This is a genomic window from Pseudomonas sp. microsymbiont 2 (genome assembly GCF_054788395.1).
The window spans coordinates 2163671-2185832 of sequence record NZ_CM139112.1 but is presented as its reverse complement, the minus strand read 5'-3'; the positions used below and the strand labels follow the sequence as shown (position 1 = coordinate 2185832).

Genomic DNA, 22162 nt, shown 5'->3' with positions numbered 1-22162 from the left:
TCACCTCGAAAGCCCTGTACTGCCCCTGCGTGATCAACCGCCTGTGGGAGCAACTGTCTTGCTCAATTTTTAGAATCTGAGCAAGCTAGTTGTTCCCTCCGAAAGCCGACGCCCTGGTGCTATCCCTGTGGTCCCGCGACCTGCGGCGCCAGGACGAACTGCTTGGGATTGCGTCCCAGCCACTGCGCAGCCAGGCGGTTGACCGTCTGCAGGTCGAGCGCACGCAACCGTTCGGGCTCGCTGGCCAGACTGGCAAAATCGTCATCGACCATGGCCACCTGCAGCAACGCCTCGCTCCAGTACAGCGCGCTGCGCCGCTGCTGGCGCTGGTCGTTGAGCAGCGCCTGACGGGCCTGCTGCAGTTCGCTGGCACTGATGCCGGCCTCGGCGATCCGCTGGATGACATCACGGGCCTGGGCGGCCAGCGCCTCGGCCCGCTCGGGAGCGGCGGTGAAGTTGAGCCGCGCCAGGTAATAGGACGACGGCAGGCGCGTGAGCAACTGGGAGAAGCCGATGGCATAGACACCCGAAGCCTGCTCGCGGATCGCCTGGCGCAAGCGCAGGCTGGCGACCTGATCCAGCAGTTGCAGGGCCAGCACATCGTCGCCACGCCACTGCGCGGGACTGCTGTAAAGCACGCTGACCATGCTTTTCGGGCTGCTTGACCAGGGGTAGGTTTCATTCATGACGCGATGCAACGGACGCACCCCCCGGTCCTGCCAGTGCGGGCGCACGCTGTCGGCAAGCGGCAGGCCGGCGACCCAGGTCCGGGTGAGCGCACGCAACTGCGTCAGGTCCGCAGGCCCTGCGATCACCAGGGTCATGCCTGGGCGCACGGCGAACAGCTCGCTGTGCACGCGAGCCAGCTGGGCCACATCGAAGTGCCGCCATGGCCCTTGCGCATCGCTGACCATGCGCTGGCCATTGGCATAGGCATCGCGGTTGATCGCGTCCATGTAACGCCGCTCGGCCGGCTGGTGTCGCAGGCCCTCGGCCATGCTTTGGCGCATCTGCGCCAACGGCGCGGCGTCGAACCGGGCGGCCGTCAGCTTGAGGTTCAGCAACTTGAACAGTGTCTCCAGCTGGTCCGCCGGCGCCGTGCCGCGCAGGCCATGGAACAGGCTGTCGCTGAACGGCTGCACACGCACGCCGTGACGGTCGCCCAGCCGTGTCAGCTGGCGTGGCGAGTAGGCACCATAGCCGCTGCGCTCGGCGAGCTGGATGGCCCAGTGCTGCTGCCCGGCCTGGTCGTCGGGCTCCAGCGAGCTGCCCCCGGCCTGGCGCAGCTCGAGGCGCACGTTGTCCTGCAGGCTGGGGTCGGTCTTGACGATGACCCGGATACCGTTGCCCAGGCGCCACTGCTGCGCACCCACTTCGGCCAGGTCCGGCAAATCGTCCAGGCGGCCGGACGCGGGCGCCGCCAGGGCCAACTCCTGGGTCTCTGCCTGCAAGGCGAAGCGCTCCAGCTGGCTGGCCTGCACACGCTGCCACACGGCCTGGAAACGGGCGTCGTCGAAACGCCCGGCATCGCTGTCCGGGCCAATTACCGCCAGGCGCGGCGAAGCCTGTTGCAGCAGCTCGGCGACCGCCGCGCGCAGATGGTCGACGCCGATGCGCGGCAACCAGGCTTCGGTCAGGGCCAGTTGCTGGCGCTTGTCGAACATCGGCATGCGGTACTCCAGCGCATCGGCCAGGCCATCGGCCAGCACGGCATGCCCGTAGCGCTGCTGCCCGGCGGCCTGACCCTGCAGTTTTTCCAGCAAGCGGCGCTTGGCCGAGGCCAGCTCGCTGGCCGTCACCGGCTGGACGGCCAGGCGCCGCACTTCGCTGAGCAGCCGCTCGGCGGCGCCCGGCAGGTCGTCATCGCGCAGGCTCGCCATGAACAGGTACTGGGCACGACGGGCATCGAGCAGGCTGGAACGCTCGGCGGTGCCGGCACTGGCGAAGCCACCCTGTTCGACCAGCAGGTCGAGGCGCTCGTCGAGCACGCCGAGCCACAAGGCATCGATCAAGTCCCGCCACTGGCCGTTCTGGGTGTCGAGCGAGGCTGGCAGGTCGCGCTGCAAGGCGAACTGCAACAGCCGCTGGCCTTGCTCGCCGTCGAACACCTGGGCCACGCGCAGCGTGGTGTCGCCATGGAAGCGCGGCGCCGCCGGGTTGACGGCCTGGCCACGCGGCTGGGTAGCAAACGCCTGGTCAATCGCTTCGCGCACCTTGCCCTCGTCGAAGCTGCCGACCAGCACCAGGGTCATGCGCTGGGGCTGGTAGCCGTCACGGTAGAAGGCTACGGCCTGCTCCAGCGGCGCATGGCGAATGATCGCCAGGTCGCCGATGGGGTCGCGCCGCGCATAATCACTGTCGGCATAGCGCAGCCTCTCGAGCTGCTGGTTGATGCGCTGGCCGACACCCTGACGCAGGCGCCACTCCTCGACGATCACCTCGCGCTCGGCTTCGAAGGCCGCCGGGTCGAAGCTGACCTGCCCAGCCCAATCGGCCATCACACGCAGGGCCAGGTCGGTCTGGCCGTCGGGCAACGACAGCTTGTACAGGGTGCTGTTGAAACGGGTCGCGGCATTGATGTCCGGCCCCAGGCTGATGCCCTCGCGTTCCAGCGCCTGCAACCCGGCCTGCCCGGGGAAATGCCGCGTGCCCTTGAACGCCATGTGCTCGACGAAGTGCGCCAGGCCACGCTGCTGCGCCGTTTCCTGCATCGAGCCGCTGGCCACCAGCAGACGCAGTTCGACGCCCGGCTCCGGGCGTGGCAGCAGCAGGACGCGCAGGCCGTTGTCCAGCCGATAGTCGCGAAGGCCGGGGCGCACCGGCAGCTCGCCGACGGCGCTGACGGTTGCGGCGCTATCGGTGTTGTCGGGCGACGTGACGGTGCAGGCCGCCAGGCACAGCATGCTGGCCAGTAACAGTGTTCTAGAGAGCATCGACGGGGAGTTCCTTGACGGCGGATTGAAGCACGCCCAGCTCGATCACGGTGTCGGCCAGGGCGGCAAGGTGAGGCTGGTGACTGACCAGCAGGATGGCACTGTCAGGCAAGCGTTCACGCAGCAGCGACAGCAGTTCGCTGGCTGTCTGCGGATCGAGGGCCGAGGTGATCTCGTCCAGCAGCAGCAACCGTGGCTGGTTGAGCAGCAGGCGGGCGAACAGCAACCGTTGCCGTTCGCCGCCCGATAGCCGTTGATTCCAATCGGCGCGCTGCCACGCCCGCCCGGCCCATTCGCCCAGCCCGACATCGGCCAGTGCCTGCGCGAGCTGCGCCTCGGGGAAATCCGCCGCCGGCCGTGGGTAGGCCAACAGCTCGGCCAGCGCTTCGTCGGCCAGGTAGGCTTGCTGGGGTATCCAGAAGGCCTCTTCACGTCGCATCAGACGGCCGCTGTAGTGCGGCCAGAAACCGGCCAGCGTGCGCAACAAGGTCGACTTGCCCACGCCGGAACGCCCATGCAACAGGGTCAGGCTGCCGGGGCGCAGGCCCAGTGCCAACGGCGCCAGCAAAGGGCCGCCATCGGCTTGGCGCACGCTCAGGTGCGCCTCCAGCAGGGCGCTCGTGCGCGGCGCGAGCGGCGCTGTTGCCCGGTCGGCCTCGAGCAGGCGGACGAACCCATGCAGACGCTCCACGCAAGCCGACCACAGCGCGATATCGCGATAGGCGTGGATGAACCAGCTCAGCGAACCCGAAACCTGGCCGAACGCCGACTGGATACGCATCAGCCCGCCCAGCTGCAACTGCCCCGCCAGGAAGGCCGGCAAGGCGAAGAAGAACGGCGCGATGATGGTCACCTGCTTGTAGCCGACCGTGAAGAACGCCAGGTTGCGCTCCGCGCGCATCAGCCGGTACCAGTTGCCCACCACCTCGGCGAAGCGGCGCCCCAGGGCCCGGCGCTCACTGCCCTCGCCGTGCTGCCCGGCAATCGCTTCGGCGTGCCGCCGACGCAGGATCAGCGCCCCACGGTAATCGGCCTCGCGTTGTTGCTGCTGGTAGTTCAGCCGCTGCAGCGAGCCGCCGATCCACTGGGTCAGGCCGATGCCCAGCACCGTGTACAGCACGCACGCCCAGACCATGTAGCCAGGCAATCGATACTCGCTGCCCCACAGGCTGAAGGCGAAGCTGCCCGACAAGGTCCAGAGGATGGCGACGAAGGACACCAGGGTCACCAGCGCGCGGACGAACGACAGCAGCAGCTGCAAGCTCAGCTCGATCATCTGGCGGATGTCGTCGGCGATGCGCTGGTCCGGGTTGTCCGGTTCATGCCCTTGCAACTGCAGGCGATAGTGGCAGGCATCGGTGGCCAGCCAGCGCCCGACGACATGCTCGGTGAGCCAGGCGCGCCAGCGGATCAGCAGCTGCTTGCGCAGGTAGTCGGCGTACACCACCGACAGAATCATCGCCAGCGCCAGGCCCGCGAACTGGTACAGCAGGCGGTACAACGCAGGGCCATCGACAGCTTGCAGGGCGTTGTAGAAGGCGCCGTTCCATTCGTTCAGGCGCACGTTCAGCCACACCCCGAACAGGGTCAGGCCAAGCACCGTGGCCAGCAGCGCCCAGGCCGGCCAGGCCTGGCGCGAACGCCAGAATGGCCGGGTGACGACCCAGAACTGACGCAGCCGGTTCATCGACGGCGCCCGCCGCTCAGAAGTCATAGGACAGCCCCAGCCACAGTTGACGTCCCGGCTGGTAGACCTTGTAGGTGCCGCCGCGCCAATTCAGGGTGTCGCTCTGGTTGCGGGTATTGAACAGGTTGCTGACCTCGGCGGTGAAGCCCAGTCCACCGGCGAACACCGGCTTCCATTGCAGGCTGGTGTCCCAGCGCCACAGCGAGCCGATGCGCGCCGAGCTGTACTTGCGCACCCGCAGGCCGCTGTCGGGCAGCGTGTAGTAGCCGTCGGCATCGGTGTCGTGCTTGTAGACCTGGTCGCGGCTGCTCTCGAACGTCACCCGATTGAACAGCGACAATCCTTGCGCCTGCCAGCTCGCCTGCCAGTCGAGGTTGAGCTTCCATGGCGCGTTGAAGTCGGTGGCGGGCAGGTCCCTGGCACTGATCACCTTGCCGTTGTACCAAGCCTTGTCCGGATCGAGCTTCATGCTCAGGTCGATGTCGCTGTAGCCCAGCTCCAGCGCGGTATCGCTGCGGGTACGCTGCCAGGCCAGCGAGGCGCCGAAGAGGTGCTCGGCGCCCTGCCAGCGCAGCGGCTCGAGCATGCTCACGCTCAGGTAGACGTTGTCGCTGTCGGTCCGGCTGTCGTTGGTGAACTGCTTGATGCTGCGCTTGCCGCTGTCGCGGCTGTCCGGGTACTTGGGCCGGCTGCGCACTTCGTCGCGGTGCTTGCGGTTGACGTACTGCAGCGACCACAGGCTGTTGCCCCAGCGCTGGCTGAGGCCGACCATCAGCTCGTCGCTGTAGGGGGTCTTGAGGCCCTCGAGCCCCTCGTAGTCGGGGGTGGCGTCCCAACTGCCGTCGCCGTTGTCGATCAGGTCCAGGCAGCTGGCCTCGTAGTAGCAATGCTTGAGGCCGCCGTTCTGCGCACCATACAGGGCATAGGTCAGCATCGAGCTGCCGTAGTAGCGGTTGGCACCGGCCTTGAGCACGGTGTCGCCATTGCCCTGCACGTCCCACGAGACGGCCAGGCGCGGCGCCAGGTTGTTGCGCCCGACGAAGTCGTCGCGGTCCAGGCGCACGCCGGGGCGCACGGTCACCCGCCCCCACTCCACGGCATCCTCGGCGAACAAGTGGTAGCTGGTGTAGCGGGTGGAGGCGGAGCCGGCGAAGAACGCATCGACCTGCTGCAGGTTGTAGTAGTCCTGCATGCCGGTGAAGGTCGCCGAGTAATAGGTCTGGTCGCGCTTGAACTGGGCATCGACCTGATTGACCCCGGCCCCCACGGTCAGCTGGTGGCCCAGCACGCCGGTGCGCAGCTGATCGAAGGCGAACTGACCGGACAGCTCGACGGTATCCTGGTAGCTCTGCAGGCTGCCGGGACCGCCGTACTGGTAGTTCTTCGGGCTGCGCCAGTCACTGAAGTCACGGACCATGATGCGAAAATCGGTGTCGCCGTCACGCTCGTCGGTCATGTGCCGGTAGCTGGCCGAAAGGTCCAGGCGCCCAAGGTCGGTCAGTTGCTCGAGCTTGAGGATGCTGCCCAGGCCGTCGTGACGGCTGCGGTAGCCGGAGTCGGCGATGGTGTTCTGGAACATCTGCTCGTCATAGCCCGAGTACAGCACCGTCCAGTGCAGCGTGGTCTCGGGCGTGGCGTAGAGGCTGAACTTGGCCGAGAGGTTGTCGGACTGACGGCGTTGCTGGCGATTGCGCGCGGGGTTGTCCGTGGCCACCAGCTCGTCGCCCGCGACGACGAACCCCTGCCCGCCCAGGTCGCGCATGGGGATCTTCGAATCGCGTCGCGAGACGCTGAGCACCACGCCGAGATTTTCCGCCAGCTGGGTTTCGGCCCAGGCGCCGTAATCGCTCTTCTGGTACTTGGGCTGAAAGCGCGCCGGGCGGTCGACGCTGTTGTTGGCGCTGTCGAAGTCCAGGCGGCTGTCGCTGAAGCTGCGGTTCCAGTCGGCGTCGCTGTGCCGGTAGTACACCCGTCCACCCTGCCCGCCGCGCCAGCTGCGCGAGGTGGCCTCGACCACGCCGCCGGTGAAGCCGCTGTAGCGTGCGGAAATGTTCGAGTCGTGCACTTCGAGGCTGTCGATCAGGCGGCTGTCGAGGTAGAAGCCCTGCTCGCTGGAGGTTCCCGAGGCCAGGGTCACGCCATTGCCGGGATCGACCGGATCGAGGTCGTTGTTCATGCGCATGCCGTCCAGGCTGAACAGGCCCTGGTAGGGCCGCGAACCATGGATGGAAATCGAGTCGGGCTTGATCTCGCCCTGGTTCAGGCCGCTCTGGCTGCTGTTGGAGAACTGCACCACCGGGTGGCTGCGCAACAGATCGGTGAGGTTGCTGTTGGCCTGCGGGCGTTTCTCGATCTGTTCGGCGGTGAGCGCGAACGGGTTGGAAAAACGCTGCTCGTCCTCGTTGTGCACGCTGTTGACGGTGGTCGGCTGCAGGCGCACGGCATCTTCAGCGCTGGCCTGGTCCCGACGGATCAGGTAGCCGTTGCCGGTAGCGATGGAGCTCAGGCCAGTTCCGCCCAACAACGCTTCCAGGGCGCCTGCGACGCTGTAGTGACCCTCCAGGCGCAGGGCCTGATGGCCGTCCACCAGGCGCGAATCATAGGCCAGGCGCACACCGCTGTGCTCGGCGAAACGCGTCAGGCTCTGGCCCAGCGGGCCGGCGGGAATGGCGAAGTAGCGGCGCTCGCCGGACTGCTCGCGGGAGGCCGGCGCGTCATCGGCCAGGGCGCAGGGGACGGCTGCCAGGAGCATTGAAGCGCAGAGCAGTACCGGGAAACTCGAGGTATCGGAAGGCATCGATCGTGATCCGTGCAGGGCATTGTCGATCCCAGCGAACTGGGAATCATTATCGATTTGTTATGCCGAACAAGATCGCGAAAGGGACAATGGCCAACGCCCGCATCACCAACAACGCGCATTCAATCCCAGTAACAGCCGCACCATTGTGGAATTCAAGTAAACAATAGAGCGAATAATTGCCCGAGATAGGAATTTATCGCCTACATAGACTAGCGCGATCTACCTTGCCTGGATTGCCTGCCATGCCACACGCCCCCTCACCCGCTTCGGCGATGCCACGTCGCAGCGCCGGCTCCATCGCCCTGCTGGCCATCGCCGCCTTCGTGATCGTCACCACCGAGTTTCTGATCATCGGCCTGCTGCCTGCCCTTGCCCGCGACCTGGACATCTCCATTTCCGCCGCGGGCCAACTGGTCACCCTGTTCGCCTTTACCGTGATGCTGTTCGGCCCGCTCTTAACCGCCGCCCTGGCCCATATCGAGCGCAAGCGCCTGTTCATGGTCATCATGCTGATCTTCGCCGTCGCCAACGCCCTGGCGGCCGTGGCCCCGAACATCTGGGTGCTGAGCCTCGCCCGGTTCATCCCGGCGCTGTTGCTGCCGGTGTTCTGGGGCACCGCCAGCGAAACCGCCAGCCAACTGGTCGGCCCCCAGCAGGCGGGCCGCGCCGTGGCCCAGGTATACCTGGGGATCGCGGCGGCCACCCTGTTCGGCATCCCGCTGGGCACCGTGTTCGCCAACCTGATCGGCTGGCGTGGCGCCTTCTGGGGGCTGGCCGCGCTATCGCTGCTGATGCTGGTGCTGCTGGCGCGGTACCTGCCGCCCCTCGCCCGCTCCGAACGCAGCAGTATCGGCCAGCAGATGCGCATCCTGCGTGACGGTCGCTTCATCGGCAACATCCTGCTCTCGGTGGCGGTGTTCACCGCCATGTTCACCGCCTACACCTACCTGGCCGACATGCTCGAACGCCTGGCCGGCATCGCCCCGGTGGCGGTCGGCGGGTGGTTGATGGGGTTCGGCGCCATCGGCCTGGTCGGTAACTGGCTGGGGGGGCACTGGGTCGACCGCAACCCGCTGGGCGCCACGGCACTGTTCGTGCTGGTCCTGGCCGCCGGCATGGCCCTGAGCATGCCTCTGGCCAGTTCGTCCGTTGGCCTGGCGCTGGCACTGGCCGTCTGGGGCATTGCCTATACCGCGCTGTACCCGGTGTGTCAGGTGCGGGTGATGAGAGCGGCCAGTCATGCCCAGGCCCTGGCGGGCACCCTGAACGTCTCGGCCGCCAATGCGGGCATCGGCCTGGGCGCCATCATCGGCGGCTACAGCATCGAAAAGACCGGCCTGGCCAGCATCGGCTACATCGCCGCCACGATAGCCCTGGCCGCGGCAGTGATCTGCCTGCTGCTGATCCAGCGAGAGGAACGCCGCGCCACCGATGCTGGGACGCTCCTGCGATGACCGAGCGAGGCGTATTTCGCCTGACGGCGAAGGCGCCACCTCGGTTTCGGCCCGCCGTGCTTGCTGCTACCCTGGCCGCCACCCCGCGCACTCAACGCATGCAGCGTGTATGCCCACCTCGGGCGCGAAAGGTAGAAGGATTTTCAATGAGGCTCACCGAGCACCTCAAAGGCATCGAGGTTTTCGTCACCACGGCGGACGCCGGCAGCTTCACCGCCGCCGCCACGCAGCTCAATCTTTCGACCTCGGCCGTGAGCAAGGGCGTCGCCCGCCTCGAAGCACGCCTGGGGACTCGATTGTTCAGGCGCACCACCCGCAGCCTTGCCCTGACCGACAGCGGCGAGGCGTTCTACCGTACCTGCGCGCGCATCCTGGCCGAGCTCGAAGAAGCCGAAACGGTTCTGGCCGCACAGCGGCACGAACCTGCCGGGCGCCTGCGCATCGATGTGCCGGTGACCTTCGGCAAGCAACATGTACTGCCGTTGCTGCTGAATTTCACCGAACACAATCCGCGCCTGCGTCTGCATGCCTCGTTCACCGACCGCTTCGTCGACCTCATCGAGGAAGGGATCGACCTGGCGGTGCGTATCGGCAGCGTCGAGCAACTGCCCAACCTGCTGGCGCACCAGCAGCTCGGCCAGGAACGCCTGATCTTCTGCGCAGCGCCCCAGTACCTGGGCCAGCACCTGGACATCCAGCACAGCCATCAACTCGACCAGCTCGAGTGCATCATGTATGGCCGTGCCGATGGCAGTGTCAGCCCTTGGCTGTTCCGTGGCCCCGATGGCCAGATCGAGCGGCGCACCATGAACGGCAGGATCACCGTAGGCAGCGGTGAAGCCCAGGTGCAGGCGGTCAAGGGCGGCTACGGTATCGCGCAACTGGCGACCTGGATGATTGGTGACGAACTGCGCCGTGGCGAGCTGGTGGAAATCCTGCCGCACCTGGCAACGCCGGGGTTGCCGGTACACCTCATCTGGCCGCGCAGTCGGCAACTGCTGCCCAAGGTCGACCTTATGCTGCGTTTGCTTGCCCGCCATTTGACGCCGCTGCTTTTCGACCACGACTAAACGCAAAAGGCCACCACGGGGCGATTTCAGCTGGCCCCGTAGTGCCCGCATACATCCATGTGTATGCTGGCCAGGCGCTGCGATCGGCCTTGCGGATCCGCCGCCGCCCTTCGCGATCGGGCCACGATCGAGCCATTTCGTAGCGGACGCCCTGCCCCATGCCCGTCGACCTGAACGCGCTCTACCCCAAGCTGATCCACCTGATGCTGGACACGGTGTTCGTGGTCGACCGGGACAACACCATCGTGTTCGTCAGCAACGCCTGCGAAGCCTTGCTCGGCTACCGCGCCGACGAGCTGACCGGCACGCCGATCACCCGCTACCTGCACCCCGACGATCTGGACAGCACACGGGCCTCGATCATCCGGGTGATGAACGGTCACGCGCACTTCGACTTTCGCAACCGCTATATCCGCAAGGATGGCGGCATCGTGCATATTCTCTGGGCGGCGTTCTGGTCCGACGAAGTGGGCGCGCGGATCGGCGTGGCACGCAACGTGACGGCGCTGACCGAGGCCGAGGAGGAACTGCGTTTTCTCGCCCATCACGACCCGCTGACCCGTCTGTGCAACCGCTCGCTGTTCAACGACCGCCTGCAGGCGGCCCTGGGCACGGCGCAGCGCGAGGAGCAGGTACTGGGGTTGCTGTTTCTGGACATCAACGACTTCAAGGGCATCAACGACGTGCATGGCCACGCGGCGGGAGACCGTGTGCTGTGCACCGTCGCCCGGCGCCTGCAGGGTTGCGTGCGGGCCAGCGACACGGTGGCCCGCATGGGCGGTGACGAATTCACCGTGCTGCTGCCGGCTCTCCCGTCGGCCAGCGCCGTGGCCGAAAAGGTGGCGCAGATTCTCGCCGTCATGGCCGAACCGTTGGGGGATGAGTTCGGCGCGATCCGCATGCCGTCGTGCAGCATCGGCGTGGCCTGCTACCCCATGGACGGTACCGACGCCGACACGTTGCTCAGCCTGGCGGACGACGATATGTACCGGCGCAAGCGCTGTCGCCCCAGGGCGGGATGATATGCGCGAAGACGGGCGGCCGGCGCCATGCCTGCCGAACGCAAGGGCCCCTGGATAGCGATCCGCGACCTGCCGCCGGCCAGAACTTTTTGCGCTTTGGCGGTCTATTGGTCAGCACGCCACAACGATGTCGCGCGCTCCTGTCGTCAGCGGTCCAATTGCCATCCAGAGGTTGCCCTTCCCCATGAAACTGCCTGCCTCACGCCTGCTGATCGCCGGCCTGCTCGCGCTCGCGACGGCGCTGCCTGTCGCCGCCAAGCAGCTCAAGACCGTCAGTCCATCCTTCACCCCGGAACCTGCGGCCAGCAGGGCTGCGCCCTGGCCAAGCATGGCCGGCGAGCACGGCGGCCCATTGCTGGCCCATGACGATCGCTACCGTCACGATGATCGCTGGCATGACCGTCGGGACGACTGGCGGCGTGAGCAATGGCACCGTGAACAATGGCGCAGGGAGCAGCACCGCCGGGCGATGGAGCGACAACGCTACTGGGAACGCCATCATGATCGCGCGTGGCACCATCGCTACGAGGACGATCACCGCCGTTATCGTCGCTAATCCCCTGCCGGCATTGCCCCTTTTGCTGTCAGCCAGGTGGCGAACCCGGAAATGGCCACTCGCCACCACTCGATCCCTTGCGTAGACTTCTCTGCCAACTGAATCTGCTGGCATGTGACACCCATGGACGAAAGCATTCTCTGGCTGGGCCGACTGTTGGCACAAGCCAAGGAGCAACACCTTCAAGGCAAGCGCACCGACCACGAGTTCGAACAAGTCCTGCTGTACACCTTGGGGGCGTTGCTTGTCGACTGGACGCGTGGACCTTGGCTTGCAGCGCTGACGCCCCAGGAGGAGAGCCAACCTCGGAACTGGGCGCATCTGACCCAGATCCTGGTGGATGCCTGCGAGGCCAAGGCCTCGAAGACCACGCTCGATCTTTCCCGGGTGCAAGCGTGCGCGAACCTGTTGTCGAACTGGACCAAGCTCAGGCCACGGGAGGAGTGTCTGGCGCTCTTCGACACGCTGTTCTATCGCATCATCAGTCGCGCAGGCTTCAATCGACGTCACGCAGATTTCGTCGCACAGCTGACCACGGGCCTGGCGGGCAAGCGCGGCATCACCGACCTGTACGCCTACAACGCAGAGGCACTGATCAGGCACGGCACTCCATTGTCCGACAAAGGCCTGCATGAGGTCAGGGAGACGGAGAGCGTCTTCGTGCACCTGACCCATCTTCGACTCGCCGTATTGGCCATTGGCTACAAGCGCATCGATGGCACAACAAGAGGCAATGCAGCGAATGTCGCCTTGCTGGACAACCCCGTTCTGCTTACACATCCATTCACCCGCCTGTTCACCCTGGCCGTCGATGGTCGAGTCAGCGGCGAAACGCTCATGGTTTTCCAGATCACCACAGGTGCGATGGACCCGGTACAGATGGAAGTCAGGCGCCTGTTGAGCGAGCAGGATCTGCTGGAGGCAATCGTCGATTTCACCAGCTACAACCCAACGGGAAAGACGCGACATTACACCGCCTGGCTATTGAACAGCGACAAGCCGCGCGGCGGACAAACCCTGTGCATCGACACCCGGCAGACCCTGGAGCCCATCAAAGGCGCCAACGTGCGACACATTGCCGAGTTCGCCGTGGCCATCGTGCAGAAGTGGAGATCCAACGACAGGCCCAAGGCAGGCAACAAACTCCAATCGCTAGGCCCACTCAGCGGTTTGTACGCTCAGTGGTTCGACCGCGGATACCGCGATATCGACGGTGTGTGCCGCGCTGTCGAGACTCGTCAAGCACTGAAGTCGCCAGTCAACAGCAAACGCGTACCCACACGCACCGCCTTGCGGGGCTTTTCGCTGCTCGATAGCAGACCCCTGACACGTTTGCTGGACGACACACCGCACGCGCCCCTTTGCGTGTACATCATTGGCAACAACGGGGCGGGCAAGAGCTGGTTGCTGGCCTCGCTCATCGGCAGATTGAAAGAGCAGGACACGCCGTGCTCGGCGATCGCCATCGGCCCACAGGACCGCTTTCCCCATTGGAACAAGCAACTGGGCGACTACCGCTACCTGGGCGACCGTACCGAAAATGGCTACTCCGTGCCGGCCATCGAAGGCAAGCTCATCAGCCTCATGATCGAGCTGCACAAGGACGAAGCCCGGGTAAGGACGCTCGACCATGTCATGGATCGGCTGGGCTTCAAGCATCAGACCTACCTCGTCCCGAAAAACGAACTGAACGATGTGCTCAACCCCCTGGCCTTGAGTGAGTCACTCCAGCCCTTCGGCCAGCACATCAAGCAAACCCGTGGAACCCGAAACAAGTCACTGGCTGTCGCCCGGCAAGGCAGCACGCAGTTGTTCCATTTCAGCGAGCTGAGTTCCGGAGAGCAGCAAGTGCTCGTGCTGTTCACCAAGATCATCGTGGCGGCGCAACCTGGCAGGGTCTTGCTGATCGACGAGCCAGAACTCAGTCTCCATGTGCATTGGCAACAATTGCTGCCGCAATTACTCGGTCTGATTGCCAGGGAACGCAGTGTACGGTTGATCGTCGCCACCCACTCGCCAACAGTGGTCGCCAATGCGCAAGACCCCATCGACCACTGCTTCCTGGCCAAGGACCAGCAGCTGACCGACATCGCCCCGGAACGTCGCCACTCGGTGGAAACCATCCTGCTCGAAGGCTTCGAGACCTACACCCCGCACAATCGCGAGATGCCTGAGCGCTGCGCCGCGTTGGTCGCTGACGCGATGCGCGCCATCAACCAGGAAAAAAGCGCCATGCGCGCGCGGCACAAGCAGCTCACCGACAAGCTCGGCGAGTTGCGCGACCTGATGAAAGCCTCAGGCGCGCTGCGTGATGATCGCTTCGAACGAGACGCTCAGCTGATTGACCAGGCACAAAGAGCCATCGAGGAAACCTTCAAGCTGGCGAAGAGGCAGAGCACCGTATGAACGCCAAGGCTCCGCCCGCCCCCACGGTGAAGTTCGGCCCGTACCTCACCCAAGCACAACGACAGATGCTGCAACAACGCCAGCGATTCAGGGCGATGCGTGATCTGCAACGTGACGCCAGGGCAGGCGATACCAAGGTTTGGAAAAGATTGAGCAATGACCCCCTGCCGCATCACAAGCATTGGAAAAAGCTCATTCGCGACCGTCTCAAGGACGAACAAGAGCCGCGCTGCTGCTACTGCAAGCGATGGCTGCTCGCCTACGCCCATGCGACCCCCATCGAGCATGTGCTGCCCAGCAGCCGCTACCCGGCGCGGGCGCTACGGTTGCGCAACCTCGCATTGGCATGTCACGACTGCAACTATCTGAAGGGCGATAGCGACTGGAACGAGCACGCGGGGCCATACCGCTCATGCGACGGACTGGGTTTCTTTCATCCCCGGTACCATGCCTATGACGACCACATCCAGTACATCCACTATGAAACCAATGACCTGGAATACATTGCCTATCAGGGCTTGACGACCCAGGGCCGCCATTTATGCCGAGCGCTGCTGAGCGATGTCGTGGGGAAAAAGCGACTGGTGGAGTACTTCCCCGGCCTGCGCAGCTGGACGCAAGCCGCCAGCAGTTTCGCTGCCACCCCCCAAGGGGCGAGTGAACGCCCGCAGCTGGACAGCTTTGCCAGGCTGCTGAGTCAGACGGTTACCGACCAATTGGCCGATGGCGCGAAGATCAGTGCGATGTGGGTACGCAAATCGCCGTAGAATGAGCGTCGCACGCCAGCCACCCGGCCTGTCCGACAGGCGCGAACCTGCCGGCGACACAACGCCGACGTCGGTCCGCGCCTTGACCGTTCGGCGACTTCACGTACAAACCTCGGAGCACCCTTGTGCTGCCTGGCAAAAGGTAAGACAGTAACCCACTGCCACTGCCAAGAAACGGAGATTCGCCCTTGAGTACCGATCGTCTGAGCCTGCTGCAATTCGAGCACCTCAGCCTGAGCCCCGCGGCCGCCGAACAGTTTGCCCTCGCACGCAAGGCGCTCGAGAGACTCTCGCTTTCCGAGAGCATCACCCATCATGTGGCGCACTACCTGGGCGACCTGGCCGAAGCGCAAGATGCACTGCAATTGGCTGAGGCCGTAGGCCTGGGCATCGGGTACATCTGGGAACTGCGCGCCGCCCGCGCCCTCAAGGTTTCCCAGGAGAAGGCGCTGCTGGAGGTCTTCAGGGAAGCCCGCGAGCGCGCCATTGCACTGGCTGAAAAGAACGCCCACGCCCATCATTCATGACCCACACGCCTTTCTCCCCCTTGCAGCCCCTGGCGGACAGGCTGCTGGCCTGCCTGCCCGCCGCACCCGGCGACGGTTCCCATGACCTCTCTCACCTCCATCGGGTCTGGGCCAACGTCCGGCGGATCCAAGCCAGGGAGGGCGGCGACCTGGAGGTGCTGCTCGCCGCCACCGTGCTGCACGATTGCGTGGCGGTGGAGAAGAACTCACCGTTGCGCACCCAGGCGTCGAGTCTTTGCGCCGACAAGGCCGCCGAAATCCTCAGCGTCATGGGCTGGCCCGCGCCCCGCATCGAACAAGTGGCCCACGCGGTGAAAACCCACAGCTATTCGGCGGGTTTCGCGCCACAGACCCTGGAAGCGAAGATCCTCCAGGACAGCGACCGCCTCGACGCCATCGGCGCGGTGGGCATCGCGCGCTGTTTTTATGTGTCCGGGCGCCTGGGCTCGGCACTGTACGATCGCGACAACCCGGGCGCCCAGGGTCGCGACTATCAGGACAACACGTTCGCCATCGAGCACTTCCATGCCAAGCTGCTCAAGCTCGCCTCTGGCCTGCAGACCCGCGAAGGCGCCCGCCTGGCCGCGATCAGGCATGCACGGCTGGCGTCGTTCGTCGACGACTTCATGGATGAGATCGGCGCCGCCGAGTAACGCCTGATCCACGGCACATGCACCCATGCCGATCGTCGTCACTTTCGCGCTTTACTTGTCTATAACTTCAGGGTTCATGATCGCCCCAGCGCATGAGGGGAGGACAGATGTATCGCATTTCCGAATTGGCAGCCAAGCTCGGCCTTGCCCGCTCCACGCTGCTCTACTACGAAAAGCTGGGGCTGCTATCGTCCCGGCGCCAGGCCAACGGCTATCGCCACTACGGCGAACAGGACCTGCAACAGCTGCGTTTGTTGCAGCAACTGCAGGCCGGCGGTCTGAGCCTGAAGGAGTGCCAGGCGTGCCTGCAGGGGCGCATGGACCGTTCCGTCCTGCTCGCCCGCCTGCATACCCTGGACGAGCAGATCGCCGCCCGGCAGCGCTCGCGTGACCTGCTCGCCGCCATGCTCGGCCTGTCGTCCATGCGCCCCTGGCACCAAGTGCTCGAACGGCAGGCCCCCGGGGCTCACCTGGCGTGGCTGCGCACCCAAGGATTCAGTGAAAAGCAGGCCCTGCGCCTGAAATGGTTATCCCGCGACATGAACGAACACGAACGCTACATGGCCGACTTCGAGCGTATCTTCGATAGCCTGCAACACCTCGGCCCCGGCTCGTCGCACGACTCGCTCGAAGCCCTGCGCGCCCTGCCCCGGGCACCGACCACACTGCTGGAAATCGGCTGTGGCCGTGGCGCCACCAGCGTGCTGCTGGCCGAGCACAGCCAAGCGCGCATCACCGCGCTGGACAATGACGAACACAGCCTCGGCTGCCTGCGGGCCACCCTCGCCGACAAAGGCCTGCAGGATCGCGTCACGCCGGTATGCGCGAGCATGACCCGCCTGCCGTTCGCCCAGCCGGGCTTCGACACGCTCTGGGCCGAGGGCTGCGCCTACATCATGGGCTTCGACAATGCCTTGAAGTACTGGCGGCCCTTCATCAAGCCACAGGGCTGCCTGGTGGTCAGCGACCTGGTGCGGGTGGCCGACAGGCTCGCCCCGCAAGCCGAGGCATTCTGGCAAGCCGGCTACCCGGACCTGCAGAGCGTCGACACGCGTCTGGCCAGCATCGCCCGGCTGGGCTATCGCACCTTGCTGCACTTCCCCTTGAGCCCGCAGGCCTGGGCCAATTACCTGGAGCCACTGCGCGAACGCGTGTCCGCCCTGGCCGACGAAACGTTCGCCTCCCAGGCCTTGGCCGATATCAAACGCGAACTCGAGATCCACGAAAACCACCTGGGCGAGTACGGTTATCATCTGTTCGTCATGCAGACACGCTGAAACCGCCCCAGGACATGGAGTCACCATGAACATCGAAAAACTGCAGAACCGCCTGACCTTCCTGCGCCAGGCCGAACAACTCAAGAGCGTGATCCGCAGCGCCCATACCTCCACCGGCCGCGCCGAAAGCACCGCCGAGCACACCTGGCGACTATGCCTGATGGCCATCACCTTCGCCGACGAACTGGGCGAGCTGGACCTGCTGAAAGTGCTGAAAATGTGCCTGATCCACGACCTGGGCGAGGCGATCCATGGCGACGTTCCCGCCGTCAGCAAGCAGGGCTTCCCCGACAAGAGCCAGCAAGAGCGCGAAGACCTGCTGCACCTGATGGCGTCGCTGGACGCCACGCTGCGCGACGAAATCATGGCGCTGTGGGAAGACTACGAAGCCGCGACCTCGCCCGAAGCCCAGGCGGTCAAGGCCCTCGACAAGCTGGAAACCCTGCTGCAGCACAACCAGGGCCGCAACCCACCAGGCTTCGACTACGCCTTCAACCTGAACTACGGCAAGCGCTACACCGCCGCGACGCCGTTGTTCGAGGCCCTGCGCGGCCTGATCGACGCCGACACCCAAAGGCACCTCGACAATGGCATCGCCTTGCGCGACGAACGCCCGCAGGATAGCGCGGCCATCAGCCAGCTGACCGAGGCCGCCTTCGCCAATGTCGAGCACAGCAGCCACACCGAGCAGTTCATCGTCACGGCCCTGCGCCGGGCGGGCCAGATCACGGTGTCGCTGGTGGCCGTGGCGGCCGACGCCGTGGTCGGCCACGTGGCGATCTCCCCGGTGACCCTGTCGTCAGGCACCGCTGGCTGGTACGGACTGGGGCCGGTCTCGGTGTCACCGCAGCGCCAGGGACAAGGCATCGGCTCAGCGCTGGTCAACGCCGCGCTGGCCCGCTTGCACGCGCTGGGTGGCCGGGGCTGCGTGGTGCTGGGCGACCCGGGCTACTACAGCCGCTTCGGCTTCAAGGTCCATCCAGGCTTGACCTTGCCCGGCGTCCCCGCCGAGTACTTCCAGGCCCTGGCCTTCGCTGGCGATGTACCAGAGGGTTCGGTGCAGTACCACGCGGCATTCGAGGCCACGCAATAGCATTCGTCAAGGCCGTGCCAGAGTACTGCGGTGCCTGGCACCGGCTACGCCGGTGTTCGCGGCTGAAGCCGCTCCCACAGGCACAGCGCCGATCTCAAGCCATGCGTATACCTGTGGGAGCGGGTTTACCCGCGAAACAAGCAACGCATTGCCTGGCACCGGCTACGCCGGTGTTCGCGGCTGAAGCCGCTCCCACAGAGTGGACTGCCAGATCGAGGAGTCTGAGCAAGACAGTTGCTCGGATCTCTCCCCGAGGGAGCGGATCACCGACGTTGCCACACCTGCCCTTGCGCGCCGACCACCCACGGCGCCTGCCCGGCATCGATGCGCACGCCGCCCACCCAACGCTCGGCAGGCCCCTGGTCCAGCCAGTTCGCTTGCCCTGCCAGTACCTGCTCGCCCAGCGCGGTCAGGCGCAGCGAGCGCTGCTGCCAGTGCTCGCCGGGGCTTTCGTGCAGCAGTGGGCGTGGCGTGTCGATCAACGGGCGCAGCAGCACATGGAACATCAGGTCACCCAGGTACGGCAGCGGCTCGTCGCGCGTCATCAGCTCGCTGAACACGCGCCCGGCCGGCAACTCGCCGTATCGGGCAAGGATGCGCAGGCTCAGGCGCTCGGTCAGGCTCAGGCCGTCATTGGCCCCTGGCAGCTCCTGCAACTGGCGGGCGAGCGCGGCGCCAAGCAACGGCAGCGCCGTGTGTCGATGCGTGGCGAGCTCGGCCCAGGCCGACGGGTCGGACGCTGTGTAGGCAGCCCAGGCCTGACGCGCCAGGGCCAGGGCGTCCTCGCCCAAGGCCCGGCGTTGCGGCCATAGCCAGGCCAGCAGGTCCGGAGCGAGCTGGCCGATACCGACGAAACGCTCGACGCCCGGCACCCGGTCGACCTCGACCAGTTCCAGACGCCTGGGCAGCGCGGTCAGGCTGGCCAGCACACGCACGAGGAACAGCTGATCATAGGCATCCGCCTCGCACCACAGCACCATCTGGCTGTCGCCACTCAACTGCGCCAGTGCCGTGCGTTGCCGCGCCTGGCGCCGGGCCAGGTCGACGGGGTCGAGCTTGAACACGCGCTGCACGTAGGCGGTGCGCACACGCCAGTAGTCATCTTCCGGCAGGGCCGGCACGGGGCCCATCACCATGGGATCGTCGAACATCCAGAATGCCCCGGAGAATCCGGCGATACGCAGGCTGTGTTCGATGTCGTTGCCACAGCGCCAATGCTGCACCTGCGCCTGGTCATCGGCAGCGAAACCCGGATGGCGCGCGGCGAAGCTCACCGCGTCGGCATGCGCCTTGAGCTTCGGCCAGCTGGCGAAACCGGCCTGGCGGGCCACCAGCCACTGGGTATCGGCCAGACGGTAATCCGGGCCGTGCAGGCCCAGGGCGTGCAGTTGCGTGCGGGTATCGGGGTCCAGCGCCTTGAGCAGGCGCTTGGCGCGCTTGCGCAGCGCAGGCAGGTCGAGAAGGCCGTGGTGACGGGATGCATCGATGGCGGGCATGCCAACTCCTTGTGGGGCTCGGTCCGCCGACAAGCCGGGAGCTGGAATGAAATGAGGTGTTCAGAGCCTGGGGAACCCCTTTGCGCGGACCGCGGGCGCAGCGAACGCCTGAGGCCAGACTTTAGCGGCACACGGGGCGCGATGCAAACGATGTGCTCCGGCGCCTGCGGCCATCGTCTACCTGGACGTTTCGAACGCGCCTTTCCTTCGCCCCAGGTTCCCCGATGCAAGCACTTCTGCAAGAGATCCTCGACCACGTCCGCCCCCTGCTCGCCCAGGGCCAGGTGGCGCAATACATTCCCGCCCTCGCCCAGGTCGACCCGAACCAGCTGGGCATCGCCGTGCAGAGCCTGGATGGCCAGCTGCACTGCGCGGGCGACGCGCGCACGCCGTTCTCGATCCAGAGTATCTGCAAGGTGTTCAGCCTGGTGCAGGCGATCAACCACAGTGGCGAGGACATCTGGTCGCGGCTGGGCTATGAACCGTCGGGCCAGGCCTTCAACTCGCTGGTGCAGCTGGAGGTGGAAAAAGGCCGGCCACGCAACCCGTTCATCAACGCCGGCGCCCTGGTGATCTGCGACATCAACCAGTCACGCTATGCCACCCCGGCCTTGTCGATGCGTGACTTCGTCCGCCGCCTGGCGGCCAACCCACGCATCGTCAGCGACGCCGTGGTGGCCGAGTCCGAGTACCAGCACCGTGCGCGCAACGCGGCCATGGCCTACCTGATGCAGGCCTTCGGCAACTTCCACAACGATGTCGACGCGGTACTGCGCAGCTACTTCCACCACTGCGCGCTGTCGATGAACTGCGTGGACGTGGCCCGTGGCTTCGCCTTCCTGGCCAACAGCGGCTATTGCCCGCACAGCGGCGAGCAAGTGCTCAGCCCGCGCCAGGCGCAGCAGGTGAACGCGATCATGGCCACCAGCGGGCTGTACGACGAGGCCGGCAACTTCGCCTACCGAGTCGGCCTGCCGGGCAAGAGCGGCGTGGGCGGCGGCATCGTCGCGGTGGTGCCGGGGCGCTACAGCATCTGCGTGTGGTCGCCGGCGCTCAACGCCTCGGGCAACTCGCTGGCGGGGCTGCGGGCACTGGAGTTGCTGAGCGAGCGCATCACCGGTTCGGTGTTCTCGGCGGTGTGATCGCCATCGATCTGCGCCATGCCCAAGCGCGCCGTTTCCTTCAGCCCCAGTGAGCACCCGGCCACCAGCGCCAGCGCGGCGCCCCCATACAACGCCACGCCCAACGGGTCGTGGTCGGTGAGAATGAGGATTGCCGTGGCAATGCTGGAGGCCGTTCCCCCGCCCAGGGCCGCACCGACCTGGTAACTGGCAGAGATCCCCGAGTAACGCATCGAACGGGGAAACTGCTCGCCCAGGAAGGCCGGAATCGGCCCCTGGGTCGCGCCCATCAGCGCGCCGATCAGGCTATAGGCGAACAGGGCGGTGGCGAAGTGGCGCATGTCCACCAGGGCGAAGAAGGCGAACAGTCCCAAGGCCATGACCAACGCCCCGAACACCATCACCACGCGCCGCCCCAGGCGGTCCGACAAGTACCCGAACAGCGGCGCCGACAGCACGATGGCCACCGACAGGGTCAGGTCGAACATCAGGGCCTCGGTGCTGCCGTAACCCACCTGGGTGGCGTAGGTCAGGAAGAACGTGCTGCCGATATAGGCGACGGTGCAGTAACCGAAGGCGATCCCGGTACATAGCAACAGTTGCCGTGGCCGTTGCCGCAAGGCCTGGGCCAGGGGCGCCCGCACGGGTTTGGCCGTGGAGGTGGCCGACGGCGTCTTCAGCCGTGCGTACAGGCCGATCAGCACCAGGGTGCCCCCCAGCCAGAACGGGATCCGCCAGGCGAAGTCCACCAGGTTGTCATCGAACGCGACGCTGACCAGGGCGAACACCGCCGCCCCGAGAATGCCGCCCACGCCAATGCCCATGCTGGTGAAGCTGCCCCACAGCCCGCGCCGCCCCGGTGGCGCCGACTCGATGCCGAACAGCGCGGCGCCGCCCCACTCGCCCCCGGCGGCGAAGCCCTGGATCAGACGCAGCAGCACCAGCAGGATCGGCGCGGCCACACCGAGGCTGGCATGGCCCGGCAGGCAGCCGATGAGGAAGGTGCTCAGCCCCATCAGCAGCAAGGTGGTGACCAGCACCTTCTGCCGGCCAAGGCGATCGCCGAAATGGCCGAACACCAGGCCACCCAAGGGGCGAGCGAGGAACCCCGCGCCGAAGGCGCTGAACGCCACCAGGGTAGCGGTCAGGTGATCCAGCCCAGGAAAGAAGACCTGGGGAAACACCAGCGCCGCGGCGGTGCCGTAGATGATGAAGTCGTAGAACTCGAGGGCCGTGCCCAGGCCGGAGACGCAGAAGGTGCGCAAGGCGGAACGCGAAGGGTGTGCATGCATTGTTGTTG

The 22162-nt window shown here is 65.8% G+C and carries 16 protein-coding genes and 1 pseudogene; 12 read left to right on the top strand and 5 right to left on the bottom strand.

Annotated features, from left to right (window positions below; genetic code table 11):
* Nucleotides 1–119: 119 nt before the first annotated feature.
* From ACYUME_RS09855 to ACYUME_RS09845, 3 genes are read right to left on the bottom strand one after another with little or no spacing between them, the layout of a single operon-like run.
* Nucleotides 120–2933, bottom strand: a complete 2814-nt coding sequence (locus ACYUME_RS09855) for a M16 family metallopeptidase (RefSeq protein WP_460418717.1) — start codon at nucleotides 2931–2933, stop codon at nucleotides 120–122.
* Complete coding sequence (locus ACYUME_RS09850; protein WP_460418716.1) at nucleotides 2923–4620, bottom strand: ABC transporter ATP-binding protein/permease; 1698 nt, start codon at nucleotides 4618–4620, stop codon at nucleotides 2923–2925. The genes ACYUME_RS09855 and ACYUME_RS09850 overlap by 11 nt, the downstream gene beginning before the upstream one ends.
* A 16-nt stretch (nucleotides 4621–4636) precedes the next feature.
* Entirely contained in the window at nucleotides 4637–7417 is a 2781-nt protein-coding gene (locus tag ACYUME_RS09845; protein WP_460418715.1) for a TonB-dependent receptor plug domain-containing protein, read from the bottom strand.
* 236 nt (nucleotides 7418–7653) lie between these two features.
* On the opposite strand from ACYUME_RS09845, the gene ACYUME_RS09840 reads away from it, so the two are divergent.
* The 11 genes and pseudogenes from ACYUME_RS09840 (at nucleotide 7654) to ACYUME_RS09790 (ending at nucleotide 18245) form a co-directional block, all read left to right on the top strand.
* Nucleotides 7654–8874 (top strand): MFS transporter, encoded by a 1221-nt coding sequence (locus tag ACYUME_RS09840; protein ID WP_460419326.1) that lies wholly within the window; start codon nucleotides 7654–7656, stop codon nucleotides 8872–8874.
* Between the two features lie 146 nt (nucleotides 8875–9020).
* Nucleotides 9021–9944, top strand: coding sequence for a LysR family transcriptional regulator (locus tag ACYUME_RS09835; RefSeq protein ID WP_279880510.1), 924 nt, complete (start codon nucleotides 9021–9023; stop codon nucleotides 9942–9944).
* 158 nt (nucleotides 9945–10102) lie between these two features.
* Nucleotides 10103–10966, top strand: coding sequence for a diguanylate cyclase domain-containing protein (locus ACYUME_RS09830; protein ID WP_460418714.1), 864 nt, complete (start codon nucleotides 10103–10105; stop codon nucleotides 10964–10966).
* A 184-nt stretch (nucleotides 10967–11150) separates the two neighbouring features.
* Nucleotides 11151–11522 (top strand): hypothetical protein, encoded by a 372-nt coding sequence (locus tag ACYUME_RS09825; RefSeq protein ID WP_279880507.1) that lies wholly within the window; start codon nucleotides 11151–11153, stop codon nucleotides 11520–11522.
* Nucleotides 11523–11645: 123 nt separating this feature from the next.
* A complete protein-coding gene (locus ACYUME_RS09820) occupies nucleotides 11646–13928 on the top strand; it encodes an AAA family ATPase (protein ID WP_460418713.1) in 2283 nt (760 codons plus the stop codon).
* Entirely contained in the window at nucleotides 13925–14695 is a 771-nt protein-coding gene (locus tag ACYUME_RS09815; RefSeq protein WP_460418712.1) for an HNH endonuclease, read from the top strand. The genes ACYUME_RS09820 and ACYUME_RS09815 overlap by 4 nt, the downstream gene beginning before the upstream one ends.
* Before the next feature lie 188 nt (nucleotides 14696–14883).
* The gene (locus ACYUME_RS09810) at nucleotides 14884–15222 is read left to right on the top strand and encodes a hypothetical protein (RefSeq protein ID WP_460418711.1); all 339 of its coding nucleotides are present in this window, start codon (nucleotides 14884–14886) and stop codon (nucleotides 15220–15222) included.
* Nucleotides 15219–15875, top strand: a complete 657-nt coding sequence (locus ACYUME_RS09805) for an HD domain-containing protein (protein WP_460418710.1) — start codon at nucleotides 15219–15221, stop codon at nucleotides 15873–15875. The genes ACYUME_RS09810 and ACYUME_RS09805 overlap by 4 nt, the downstream gene beginning before the upstream one ends.
* A gap of 107 nt (nucleotides 15876–15982) precedes the next feature.
* Nucleotides 15983–17152 (top strand): MerR family transcriptional regulator, encoded by a 1170-nt coding sequence (locus ACYUME_RS09800; RefSeq protein WP_460418709.1) that lies wholly within the window; start codon nucleotides 15983–15985, stop codon nucleotides 17150–17152.
* Nucleotides 17153–17177: 25 nt separating this feature from the next.
* Nucleotides 17178–17735: pseudogene (locus ACYUME_RS09795) on the top strand (HD domain-containing protein); the annotation flags it as partial.
* 9 nt (nucleotides 17736–17744) lie between these two features.
* Entirely contained in the window at nucleotides 17745–18245 is a 501-nt protein-coding gene (locus ACYUME_RS09790; protein WP_460419324.1) for a GNAT family N-acetyltransferase, read from the top strand.
* A 263-nt stretch (nucleotides 18246–18508) separates the two neighbouring features.
* Here the strand turns inward: ACYUME_RS09790 and ACYUME_RS09785 are convergent, their stop codons facing one another.
* Nucleotides 18509–19741, bottom strand: coding sequence for a DUF1835 domain-containing protein (locus ACYUME_RS09785; RefSeq protein ID WP_460418708.1), 1233 nt, complete (start codon nucleotides 19739–19741; stop codon nucleotides 18509–18511).
* Between the two features lie 224 nt (nucleotides 19742–19965).
* Here ACYUME_RS09785 and glsB point away from each other — a divergent pair, with 224 nt between their 5' ends.
* Complete coding sequence (gene glsB / locus ACYUME_RS09780) at nucleotides 19966–20883, top strand: glutaminase B (RefSeq protein WP_279880493.1); 918 nt, start codon at nucleotides 19966–19968, stop codon at nucleotides 20881–20883.
* Here glsB and ACYUME_RS09775 read toward each other — a convergent pair.
* On the bottom strand, nucleotides 20766–22154 hold the full coding sequence (locus ACYUME_RS09775; RefSeq protein WP_460418707.1) for an MFS transporter: 1389 nt from the start codon (nucleotides 22152–22154) through the stop codon (nucleotides 20766–20768). The genes glsB and ACYUME_RS09775 overlap by 118 nt on opposite strands.
* Nucleotides 22155–22162 lie beyond the last annotated feature (8 nt).